The sequence below is a fragment of the Prodigiosinella aquatilis genome (assembly GCA_030388725.1).
GTDB classification, from domain to species: domain Bacteria; phylum Pseudomonadota; class Gammaproteobacteria; order Enterobacterales; family Enterobacteriaceae; genus Prodigiosinella; species Prodigiosinella aquatilis.
Map to the genome: position 1 here is coordinate 2,558,098 of CP128857.1, position 11,741 is coordinate 2,569,838.

Sequence of the window (11,741 nt, forward strand, 5' to 3'; positions counted from 1 at the left end):
ATGAATGTCTCAGCAACCGTTCTGTAATTTCCATACTTGTCTGGCCAATGCCGTCAGATCGTCATCTGTCATACCGTAATGATAAAGCTCCTGTTCCAGCGCAAACAGATATTGCGCATTAGTCCCCAGCGGCCCACTGGCCTGAGCGATCAACGGCGCCACATGCTGGATACAGGTATCCGCTTCCACTTGAGGATGATCAGGATTAGTGACAAACACCAATGCTGAAATAGGCTCGCCGCCATGTCGCAGTAACTCACACCATAACGGACGATAACACCCGGTCAGCATTTCACGCTTCCAGAGTAATTCCAGCTCTTCCTGTAACGTGGCTTCCGACAAACGATAGGCCAATCCGGTAGTATTACCCCCCGGTTTCAGACCGAGCATTCGACCAGGCTGGTTTTCCGTACCACGACCAGCCGTCAAGCGCAGGCAGAATGCCCGATGCCAGCCGTTGAGCGTCGCCAGGCTCTTCTCTTCAGCATCGAATACTGGATTCCACATCAAAGAACCATAGCCAAACACCCAAACCGGACTGTCATTAGGACGACATGCCAGTGTTTTCGCTAATGAATCAGCGCGTTGCTGTGGGGTGAGTAATAAGGTTTCCTCAATACAACCAAACGATGTTCTACAATCTGCTTTTTGCAAAAAATCACGCGTTAACACAGCTTACCACCCTCGCCCCGAAACTTTTCTACTATGCATCTGACACGCTATATTCTCACCGATGATAAACCGGATCATCAATGTAAGTTTGATTATTCTACGGCAAAAGATAACTAATCATTACTGTTTTTGCATTCTATTAAGTCTGTGCAATTGCCGTTATATACCTAATAAATCTCAAGACGCAGGTTTTAGCGCCTGAAAGTGATCGTTAATTCAAGATGTCAGCGAATCCGCTATATCCAGCAGCGTCTGGCTAAAAAATGTCGATATCGCATCCTTGAACTCCCGCTTACTGTTGAAATAGCGATTATTCCGCGCATGTTCATTCATTAATTTCCACATTCGCTCCACCGGGTTCAGATTCGGGCTGTAAGGCGGTAAATAGTGAAGTCCTATATTCACCACGAAGACCCAGTCTTTAATCAATTGACAAGACTCAATCAACTGTCGCCTGACGTCCAGATACTGAACGTCAACCTGACGGGCAGCCACGTCTTTGAGAGGCGTGAAAAAAACCAGTAACAGCAAACTTACTTGTTCACGGGTGGGGTTTTGCTAAGTAAATACACAAGCCAGAGAATAACCGTACAGCACACCCATGTTAAAGCAGGAATGCTTTCCCCCATAAACAGCCCTGAAAGAAGGAGGGTCAGGGGGAATCTGATATAGCTCACGGAGCCAACCTCCAGCCTGAACGGCGTAGACAGTGAAATGATGTTCAGTATGCTTCCTGCCATAGCCAGCACCCCGCTCAGAACCAGTCCATTAATACTGAGAGCGTCAGGGAATGGTAGCTTATTATATAAGATATAGAGCAATGTCAGGATGAACCCGCAGAAGTTATAGACAGCAAGATAGCTGACGAGGCTGTCGTTGTTACGGCTCAACCCTGAGAATACAAACGCCTGGAAGGCTACGCTGGCAATATAAATATAGTTTGCTGAAAGGCCAATATTTTTGTCAGAAATAAATAAGAAATAACTTATGATGAAGATAATTGAAAACAACGCCCATGACTTTAAGTTGTAATTTATCTTTAATATTATGGCACTGAATAAAATAAGAAAAACAGGTCTTAACTGGCCTGCCAACGCGAAGCCAGATAAACTACCCGCCACAATTGCATACACGCCACATACCGAATTGATGACATTAGCACCTGCAAAAGTCATTACCTTCCTGCTATTAAAGGCACCCGGATTGCAGAACAATAAAAGTGGCAATCCGCAGCTGAATCGGAAAAGTGATATCCATGAAACTGGAATATTACTGAGGAGTGTTTTGGACAGAAAATCCGATCCCATATACAGTAATAAAGAAAGTAAGGCGATTAAAATCGTCCATTTTTTACATGTAAAACGGGCCGAAGCTCGTAAGAATAGATCGTCATGCCTTACATCAGACTGACTCATTTCATTCTATCCTGATAATACTGAAGATAATTAATATACTCTGCATCCATATTATCAGGCAGGTGATTTATGTCGAAAAATTCAAGCGTCTGACCTTCCTCTGGATTATTTATTATTTCGCCTGACCATTTCTTCGTATAATAAAGAGAGGTGATGACATTTATTTCATCATTATTACTCAGAATAAAGGTATATTCGGCCCCCGAAAAGACAGCAAGATGAGTTAACTCATGAATATCGATGTTAGTCTCTTCTTTCACCTCACGCAGAGCCGTCTGCTCCAGTGATTCTCCCGGCTCAAGAAGCCCTCCCGGGAGTCCCCAGCTTCCGTCGGTGCGGTGTTGCAGAAGAACACGTTCGCTGCCATCCAGGATAATTATGTTAGCACCCGCCAGAAGTAGCTGCTGATGGCCTATCATGCTTCTCATGTGTTTTACGTATGACATGTTTTACCTGATTATTTTGAATAATTTTCCTGAACAGCACGTATTGCCACTGCTACCTTTTCCGCATCTTCTTCTGACAGGTCCGGATACAGAGGAAGGCACAGGATACCTCTTGCAATATTTTCAGTGACGGGAAGGCAGGCGCGAAAATACTCTCGAAATGCTTTCATTTCATGCAACGCAGGATAGAAATATTTTCTCGTGGGGATACCCGTCTTCTGCAACGCTTCCGCGAGTGTATCTCTATCACATCCAAACAGAGTTTCATCAACTACAATCGAAAGATCTTTATAAGTGGTCTCAATATTCTCAGGCACCATCTGCAGCGCAATGCCAGGTACATCACTGAGAATTACCTTATAAACCCCCGCGAGTATATTACGACGATTTATACTTTTTTTTAGATGCTGAAGGGAAGCTATTCCGAGTGCACACTGCATCTCACTCAGCCGCCCGTTTAACCCGGCAAACGCATTATCATAATCGCCGTTATTCCCATACTCCTTCATTATTCTTATACGTTCTGCCAAAGCTTCGTCATTCGTCGAGACCAGCCCGCCTTCTCCGGTTACCAGAGTTTTTGTTGGCGTGGTACTGAACACTTCTGCATCCCCGAATCCGCCAATCTTTCTGCCATTAATCTCTGACCCCATAGCATGAGCAGAATCAAAAATCAGCCTGAGATTATGTTTCTCAGCGATCTTCTTCAGTTGCTCACAGTCTGCGGGAACCCCAAAAACGTGAACCGCCATGATGGCCTGAGTTTTAGACGTAATCTTCCCTTCCAGATCCTCCAGACAGATCGTATACGTATAAGAGTCGCAATCCACGAATACCGGAGTAGCTCCGGCTCTTACGATTGCATTCGCCGTTGCACAGAACGTGAATGCCGGAACGAGGACTTCCCCAGTAATGTTCATCGCCAACAAGGTCAGAATCAGGCCTGTGGTTGCAGAAGAAACGGCAATGACGTTTGACGTTCCTATATATTCGCTGACATTTTTCTCGTAAAGTGCGTTGAGCTTCCCTTTCGTCAGCATCCCTGAAGATATTACTGACCTCAGGTTATCCTCGATCTCACTGAAGCCTGGAAGATATGGTTTAAGAAAAGGAAGTCCGTCCGGGAAAATCCGGCTGTTGTTATCAGCTGTAACTGGTTGTGTTAAATTTTCCATTTACGCCACCTGTTGTTCAGTAGTTTTCAGATTGCTGTAAATGCGCAGCGTGGGGCTGGGAATAATATGACTTTCTATAAGATGGATAATCTGACTGATGCCTTTATCAATTGAAATGCTGGACGTAAAGCCGAGTGACTCCCTTATTTTTTTAAAAGAAACCTGGTAACTGCGGTTATCAGAAAGAGCACCATGAATTTCAACCCGCGCCGCTTTGACCAGTCGCCCGATTTCATCCCCTAATTTAGCAAGAGTCATATTCAGCTCATCTGAACCGATATTAAACGTCTGGTTTCTGACAAGGTTTTCAGATGCGCTGCTGATTTTACAAAGGGCAATGGCCACATCATGGCAATGAATAAATGGCCGCCATTGTCCGCCGCCGTGGACATGGCAGACCCCCTCATAAAACGCCGAAGCTGCCATCCCATTTACAGCAAGATCAAACCGCATCCTGCGTGACACGCCAAAAACAGTCGCAAAACGACAGGTAGACATAATCATATCTGTCGTAAACTGCTTTATTGCTTCTTCTCCAGCAATTTTACTTTCTGCGTAATAGTCTACCGGATTCATGACGGACTCTTCCGTAAACACCTGAGTTCCATAACCATAGACACTACAGCTTGAAGCAAATATAAACCGCCTGACACCAGCTTCGGCTGATGCGGCAGCAAGGCGTTCCGTTGCAGTCACGTTAACATCCTGACAGGTCAATTTGTCGTAACTGCATGCCGGATTGCCCACGATACCTCCAAGATGAATAACCACATCAATATTCCTGACTGATTTTCTTATATCAGAAATATTTCTCAGGTCACCCTCCACTAACTCGAAGTTGGGATTTTCGTAAAAAGGGTATAGAGACCCTAATCCAAACATTCCGTTATCTAATACACGAACTGATTTATTATTCATAAGTAAAATTTCTATGACGTGACTTCCGATGTATCCTGCGCCACCTGTTATCAGTATCTTCTCCATTTTGTCCATTTCAAAGCTTCGTCAGGTGGGGCATTTTTAATACTTTGAACTCTTAATAGTCAATAACTATTGATGATTTTTATCATTTAATAAAAAGTTCATACTATTGGAATATAAATTAAATAACATCAATGAAAGATTGTACTAAAAACTTTTAACTCCAATTAATAATCCTTTGGGGCAACGGATTTCAAATATCTTCCTATTCGTTCTCTGTGCCCTAAAAACTGAATAGAATGCGCACTTTCAATTCTGAGTAATATCCAGTTTTAATTTACGTTAAAACTCATTTATTATGGCTATTAGTCAGCTTAGATATCAGGGACCAGTAAGCAAAATATTTAATCCTTAACTAATTGGGTAATGACCCAATTAGTAGAACATTCACTTTTCGATGAAGGCCCCGATAACCTTTTCATGCAACTCAATCGATCGTGAGAAGCCGATTGTTTTACGGGCCAGGCGCTTTATGCGGGTTCGTAACGTCAGGTTATTGCGTTCAATACGTTGAGTAAATATTTTGCCCGTCAGATGCTTCTCCTTCGGCACCTCTCTGGCATAACTGCCCCAGTCATCGCTGGTTATCATGCCGATGTTAAACGGGGCGAGCAACGCCAGCAGTTCTCAGACCAAAGGTGTATGCCAGTACGCCACCCGTTTTTGTATTGTATGCGTACCAGAGCCAGTGCTGGAGGGCTTTACTGCCGACAAAACTCCATTGCTCATCGAGTTCGCAGATGAGCGCTACGTCAGCATGAACGACTGGCGAGAACGTTATTCGCTCGCTTCGTCACAAGCTTTTTAAAGTGCGGATGACAGTGTTGATACCGACTTTTAGCGTTCTTGCCGTATCCCGAACACCTGCGCCGTTGAAAGCCATATCAACGATTTGCTCTTTAACGCAGGGCTTTCTTGCCTGATAAGTGTAGCTCAGTTGGAATACAGAGCAGCACTCACGACAGCGGGAGCGCTCCTGACCTTTAGGGTGATGACCATGGCGATAAACCAAAGCTGAATGACAACGGGGACAATGCACATTAACGCAGGCCATAGGCAAACCTCAAAGGGTCACATTATATATTAAATTCAAACAATTAGAGCCTTTGCTGAATTTCCCAATAATAGGCTACATTTCACGCCCTCAACAGAGGTAACGCCTTTCTCTTGATATACCTCTGGATCTCCATCAGACAAAGAGCGTATCGTAGCGCTTCAATCTACGTCGGGTCACTGACTGGCGACTCGTCATTCCCTTTTCTTTTTGTTGGTTTTTTGCCTTAGATGAACTCACACCGAATTAACGGCACGACACCGTTCAGCGCGCTGATAGAGGCATGCTGGCGTGAAAAATATACGTTACAGCGCTTCACTCATGATGTTATTGCCGGTATCACTGTAGGTATCATTGCCATACCACTGGCGATGGCATTGGCTATCGCCAGTGGCGTTCCACCGCAATACGGGCTTTATACTTCCGCCGTCGCCGGGCTGGTGATTGCACTCAGTGGCGGCTCCCGCTACAGCGTATCCGGTCCAACTGCCGCATTTGTGGTCATTCTCTATCCGGTATCCCAGCAATTTGGGCTCTCCGGGTTATTAGTGGCCACATTACTTTCTGGCGTATTTTTGTTGCTGATGGGGGTGTGCCGCCTTGGTCGCCTGATCGAATATATTCCCTTGTCTGTCACTCTCGGTTTTACCTCCGGGATCGGTATTACCATTGCAACCATGCAAATCAAGGATTTCTTTGGCCTGACGATGCCAGTAATGCCAGAACACTACGTCGGGAAAGTAATAGCGATCGTTCATGCGCTTCCTTCACTACAGATCGGTGATTTGCTTATTGGCGGTACCACCTTGTTTGTCTTACTTATCTGGCCAAAATTGCATATTCGCGTGCCCGGACATTTGCCCGCATTGCTGGCAGGTACGGCTGTCATGGGAATACTGTCATTGATGCATATAGAAGTTGCGACCATTGGCTCCCGCTTTAGCTATCTGCTGGCGGATGGCTCTCAGGGTCAGGGTATCCCGGCAATTCTTCCCCAACTTGTACTTCCCTGGAATGTTCCCTCAGCCAGTGGACAAACCATGACGCTCAGTTTGCAGAGTATTTCTGCCTTACTCCCGGCGGCGTTTTCCATGGCGATGCTTGGCGCTATTGAATCACTGCTGTGCGCTGTGGTGCTGGATGGTATGACTGGCCGGAAACATCGCTCAAATGCTGAGCTGGTGGGACAAGGTTTCGGCAACATCATTGCCCCTTTTTTCGGCGGCATTACCGCCACCGCCGCCATTGCCCGTTCAGCTGCCAACGTGCGAGCCGGTGCCACATCACCTGTTTCTGCTGTGATTCATGCTTTGCTGGTACTGCTGGCCTTGCTGGTGCTGGCACCGTCACTCTCTTACCTGCCAATGGCAGCGATGGCTGCTCTTTTGCTTATTGTTTCCTGGAACATGAGTGAAGCCCACAAAGTAATTGATCTGTTACGTCGGGCCCCCAGAGACGACATCATCGTAATGGTGTTGTGTATGTCATTGACTGTGCTGTTTGACATGGTTATTGCCATTACCGTGGGCATTGTGCTGGCATCACTGCTATTTATGCGCAGAATCGCCAAAATGACCCGATTGAGCGAGTTGGCGGGCAAGCTGCCGAACGAGAGACTGGTTTTACGCGTGAATGGCCCACTGTTTTTCGCTGCCGCGGAACGCATTTTTAACGACCTGCTGGAGCGCAGTGAAGGATATCACACCATTATTTTGCAGTGGGATGCCGTACCGGTATTGGATGCGGGTGGTTTGAGTGCGTTCATGCGTTTCAGTGAACTGCTGCCTGCCGACAAACATCTGATCATTACGGATATTCCGTTCCAGCCACTAAAAACCCTGGCTCGGGCCAATGTAACGCCCATCGCCAACCGTTTAAGCTTTTACGCTACGCTGGAACAAGCACTGGCGGCGACAGCACCGCAGCAAGACACACCACCAGAATAAGGTGTAAAGGATCAACTGCATGTATCAATCAGGCAGGATTCACGGAGCATTTCCCGGCATAGGCTCGGTAATGTGGATAGACAGATATTCCTCATACTGCGTCAATGCCGGCAAACAGTCATGGCATTCCTGGCCAATAGCTTGTAGTTGCTCCATTGAAAGGGCATAGGGCAGACGGATATCAATATCCGTCAATCCCTGCTGCTGCGCCAGGGTAATTAAACGAGCGATATTGGTTTCATCGCTGACCTGTGTCGACAGCACTTGCAACGCCAGCGCCTCAAGTTTCTCATTCTCAGTAGCGGGTTCCCTCCCCGGCATTTTCGTGACAATACCGAAAATCGGCATCACGCCATAGATGGCATCAATAAAGCGCCAGCGCTTATTGCACAACGCACCAAGATAAGCGGTGTAATCAATGCAGATCCTTTCACTGGAGTTTGTAGGTACAAGATGAACCTTTTTCACCGGTTTCTCCTCTCCGTTACCAGTGGGTAAATTCCGCCATTCACCATTGAGCATTACAACGCAAAAAAGACGTAATAAGGTATAGTGTCTTGAATAATTGTAGTGTTACTCCGCAAAAGCAGGAGCTTTTATTGTGACAACTTCTTCTAGCGCCCCCGTGCTGATTACCGGTGGAGCAAAACGCATTGGTCTGGCGTTGGCACACTCCTTTTTGGCACAGAATGTGCCCATAATTGTCAGTTGGCGTACATACTACCCGTCGCTGGATATATTGTCACAGCAAGGTGCAACCTGCCTGCAAGCTGATTTTTCAACTACCGAAAACGTTTATGATTTTGCCAAACGCGTCAAGGCGCTGACACCGAAGTTGCGGGCCGTTATCCACAACGCCAGCACCTGGCGGGCTGAACACCATGATGAACCGCTGGAACAAACACTGGCAGAAATGTTGCAAATCCATGTTTATACCCCTTACCTGCTTAATCAACTGCTGGAATCTTGTCTGTGTGGTCAGGGTGTCGGAGGAAGCGATATCATTCATCTAACCGATTATGTCGTGGAAAAAGGCAGTGAAAAACACATCGCCTATGCCGCCAGTAAAGCGGCGCTAGACAATATGACCCGCTCTTTTGCCAAGAAGCTGGCACCCGATGTCAAAGTCAATGCCATTGCGCCAGCACTGATCATGTTTCACCCAGACGATACTGCCAAGTATCGTCAGAAAGCTCTGAAAAAATCCTTGATAGAAACCGTACCTGGCGAAGAAGAAGTTGTCCGGCTGGTTCATTATCTGCTGAGTAGTCACTACATGACCGGTAAGACGCTGGGACTGGACGGTGGTCGTCCGCTACGCTAACCCGACACGCTTGTTTACGCCTCAATAATAGCGCGGCGAGTGACGTAACCCTATGCTTTGGAATGCTTTAAGTTGTGAGTTTACAAACATGTATAAAATTGTTTTTGTTGAAGATGATGCCGAAATAGGCAAATTGATCGCAGCGTATTTAGGCAAACATGATATTGATGTGCAGATAGAGCCCCGTGGGGACACGGCGTTGGCATTTATTGAAAAACAAAAGCCTGACCTGATACTGCTGGATATTATGTTGCCCGGCAAAGACGGTATGACGCTTTGCCGTGAACTGCGACCGGTATTCTCCGGTCCTATCGTTCTACTAACCTCTCTTGATAGCGACATGAACCATATTCTGGCGTTGGAGATGGGTGCTGATGACTACATTCTGAAAACCACACCGCCAGCGGTATTGTTAGCGCGGCTACGGCTACATTTCCGTCAATACGCGGCGACACCTTCGTCTCCGCTGGATAAATCACAATCGGTGCAACTGCATAAACCCTTGAACTTTGGTCTATTGTGCATCGACCCTATCAATTGGGAAGTCACACTGGATAATGAAAACATCGTACTATCCACCGCCGATTTTGATCTTCTGTGGCAACTGGCTACTCATGCCGGGCAAGTCATGGACCGGGAAGCATTGCTCAAAAACCTGCGAGGTGTTAGCTATGACGGCATGGATCGCAGTATAGATGTCGCCATTTCCCGTCTGCGCAAAAAATTGTACGACAATGCGCTGGAACCCGTTCGTATCAAAACTATCCGTAACAAAGGCTATCTGTTCGCACCCAACGCCTGGGAGACACGCTTATCATGAGAAAGCTGTTTATTCAGTTTTTTCTGTTACTTTTTGCCAGCTTTTTGGTGATGACCCTGCTGGTCGGGTTGGTTTATAAAGTTACGGCCGAACGCGCGGGTCGACAGTCCATGAATGATCTGATGAAAAGCTCACTTTATCTGATCCGTAATGAGCTGCGCGCTATTCCCCCACGCGAATGGCATCAGACCATTAATCAGATGGACCTGAATCTCTCGTTCAAACTGCATATTGAACCCATCAATAAATACACCCTCAGTACCCGGGAACATCAGCGCCTGGTACAAGGCGAGATCATCGCACTGGACGATGAATACACGTTTATTCAACGCATCCCCCGTAGCCATTACGTTTTGGCCGTTGGTCCGATTCCTTATCTGTTTTTCCTGCATGAAATCCGACTTCTTAATCTATTTGTACTGATGCTGATTGGCCTGTCGCTGGCATTACCCGTATTTTTGTGGATGCGCCCACACTGGAAAGCGATGCTGCAACTGGAAAGCGCAGCCCAACGACTAGGGGACGGGCATCTAGAAGAACGTACTCACTTTGACAACACCTCTAGTCTTTTCCGTCTCGGGGTGGCCTTTAATCGTATGGCGGACAATCTGAATCAACTGATTGCCAGTAAAAAACAACTCATTGATAACATCGCTCATGAACTGAGAACGCCCTTGGTGCGCCTGCGCTACCGCCTGGCAATCAGCGACAATCTGACCGAAAAAGAGCAAGAATCGATTAACCGGGACATCAGTCAACTGGAGGCATTAATTGATGAATTACTCACTTATGCTCGTCTTGATCGACCACAGGTCACACTGCACCTGGAAGCCATTGCCTTATCAGACTGGTTACAAAAGCGGGTTCAGGATTTTCAACTGGTTCATGCGGATAAAAAAATTGAGCTGGATATTCATCAATCCGCTAATTTCGGCTATGTCGATTTACGGCTGATGGAGCGAGTTTTAAATAATCTGGTCACTAATGCGCTGCGTTTCTGCAAAAGCCGCTTGCGAATAGGACTCACGCTGGATCAAGGCGTAGCCTGTCTGCAAGTTGAAGATGATGGGCCCGGTATCGCCCCACAGGATAGAGAAACCATCTTTGAACCTTTTATTCGGCTTGATTCTGGTATTGAAAACAGCAGTGGCGGCTGTGGACTGGGACTGGCGATTGTTCACGCCATCGTCCGCGCTCATGGTGGAGACATCAGTGTGAAAAGCAGTTCACTGGGCGGTGCACGGTTTATTTTTCGCTGGCCGGTCATCACCTCTACATCGGCTTCCGGTGGTTTGCCGACAAAGGTTGTACAATCCGTTACACGCTGAAACCAATCACTCACAGAGTGATAGCTTATATTCGCTTATTCTCCTTTCATCGGCCCACATTAGGGGTTCGAAATACGAATTGGATAATGAGGAAATGATGATGAATAAAGTATTAGTAATGATCGCAGGTGTAGCTCTGGGTCTGTCCTCTGTTGCCTTTGCAGCTGATGCAGCTACAACGGCGCCTACCGCTAGCGCACCAACAACTATGGCTAAAACAGCCCATGTTAAGAAACATGTTAAGCACGTAAAACATGTTAAGCATGTAAAACATGCAAAACAAACAGCAACTCCTGCTCAAAAAGCACAGGCCGCTAAGAAAAAAGTTGTGAAAAAACACGTTACCCCTGCCCAGAAAGCTCAGGCAGCCAAGAAAAAAGTTATGAAAAAACACACTCCGGCCAAGAAGACTGCTACCCCGGCAGCTTAATTAAGCGTGCTGTCTATCGACAGTCATGAATACAGGAAGTGATTCGCTCATTATTCAACTTCCAGCATGACATAAGTGACCTTAAACACCCGGTTTGACCGGGTGTTTATTTCATGGGGATAGGATGATGCTGCGTCGTTATTCATTTGA

The 11,741-nt window shown here is 46.5% G+C and carries 11 protein-coding genes and 2 pseudogenes; 5 read left to right on the top strand and 8 right to left on the bottom strand.

Annotation, left to right across the window (positions count from 1 at the left end; all coding sequences use genetic code 11):
• Nucleotides 1-9: 9 nt before the first annotated feature.
• From PCO85_11910 to PCO85_11940, 7 genes and pseudogenes are all read right to left on the bottom strand, one after another.
• Complete coding sequence (locus PCO85_11910; GenBank protein WJV51973.1) at nt 10-672, bottom strand: gamma-glutamylcyclotransferase; 663 nt, start codon at nt 670-672, stop codon at nt 10-12.
• Nucleotides 673-888: 216 nt separating this feature from the next.
• Nucleotides 889-1,101: pseudogene (locus PCO85_11915) on the bottom strand (transposase).
• Between the two features lie 104 nt (nt 1,102-1,205).
• On the bottom strand, nt 1,206-2,087 hold the full coding sequence (locus PCO85_11920) for a hypothetical protein (protein ID WJV51974.1): 882 nt from the start codon (nt 2,085-2,087) through the stop codon (nt 1,206-1,208).
• Complete coding sequence (locus PCO85_11925) at nt 2,084-2,533, bottom strand: NUDIX domain-containing protein (protein ID WJV51975.1); 450 nt, start codon at nt 2,531-2,533, stop codon at nt 2,084-2,086. Before PCO85_11925 ends, PCO85_11920 begins: the two co-directional genes overlap by 4 nt.
• A gap of 11 nt (nt 2,534-2,544) precedes the next feature.
• Complete coding sequence (locus PCO85_11930; protein ID WJV51976.1) at nt 2,545-3,708, bottom strand: DegT/DnrJ/EryC1/StrS family aminotransferase; 1,164 nt, start codon at nt 3,706-3,708, stop codon at nt 2,545-2,547.
• Entirely contained in the window at nt 3,709-4,692 is a 984-nt protein-coding gene (locus PCO85_11935) for an NAD(P)-dependent oxidoreductase (protein ID WJV51977.1), read from the bottom strand.
• A 384-nt stretch (nt 4,693-5,076) separates the two neighbouring features.
• Nucleotides 5,077-5,743: pseudogene (locus PCO85_11940) on the bottom strand (IS1 family transposase).
• A gap of 230 nt (nt 5,744-5,973) precedes the next feature.
• Here PCO85_11940 and dauA point away from each other — a divergent pair.
• Complete coding sequence (gene dauA, locus PCO85_11945; protein ID WJV51978.1) at nt 5,974-7,689, top strand: C4-dicarboxylic acid transporter DauA; 1,716 nt, start codon at nt 5,974-5,976, stop codon at nt 7,687-7,689.
• A gap of 39 nt (nt 7,690-7,728) precedes the next feature.
• Here the strand turns inward: dauA and PCO85_11950 are convergent, their stop codons facing one another.
• Entirely contained in the window at nt 7,729-8,157 is a 429-nt protein-coding gene (locus tag PCO85_11950; protein ID WJV51979.1) for a hypothetical protein, read from the bottom strand.
• A 133-nt stretch (nt 8,158-8,290) separates the two neighbouring features.
• On the opposite strand from PCO85_11950, the gene folM reads away from it, so the two are divergent.
• The 4 genes from folM (at nt 8,291) to asr (ending at nt 11,591) form a co-directional block, all read left to right on the top strand.
• Nucleotides 8,291-9,013, top strand: coding sequence for a dihydromonapterin reductase (folM, locus tag PCO85_11955; GenBank protein WJV51980.1), 723 nt, complete (start codon nt 8,291-8,293; stop codon nt 9,011-9,013).
• Between the two features lie 88 nt (nt 9,014-9,101).
• On the top strand, nt 9,102-9,833 hold the full coding sequence (gene rstA / locus PCO85_11960) for a two-component system response regulator RstA (protein ID WJV51981.1): 732 nt from the start codon (nt 9,102-9,104) through the stop codon (nt 9,831-9,833).
• The gene (gene rstB / locus PCO85_11965) at nt 9,830-11,161 is read left to right on the top strand and encodes a two-component system sensor histidine kinase RstB (protein WJV51982.1); all 1,332 of its coding nucleotides are present in this window, start codon (nt 9,830-9,832) and stop codon (nt 11,159-11,161) included. The genes rstA and rstB overlap by 4 nt, the downstream gene beginning before the upstream one ends.
• Nucleotides 11,162-11,261: 100 nt before the next feature.
• A complete protein-coding gene (gene asr / locus PCO85_11970) occupies nt 11,262-11,591 on the top strand; it encodes an acid resistance repetitive basic protein Asr (protein ID WJV56069.1) in 330 nt (109 codons plus the stop codon).
• Nucleotides 11,592-11,741: the final 150 nt, after the last annotated feature.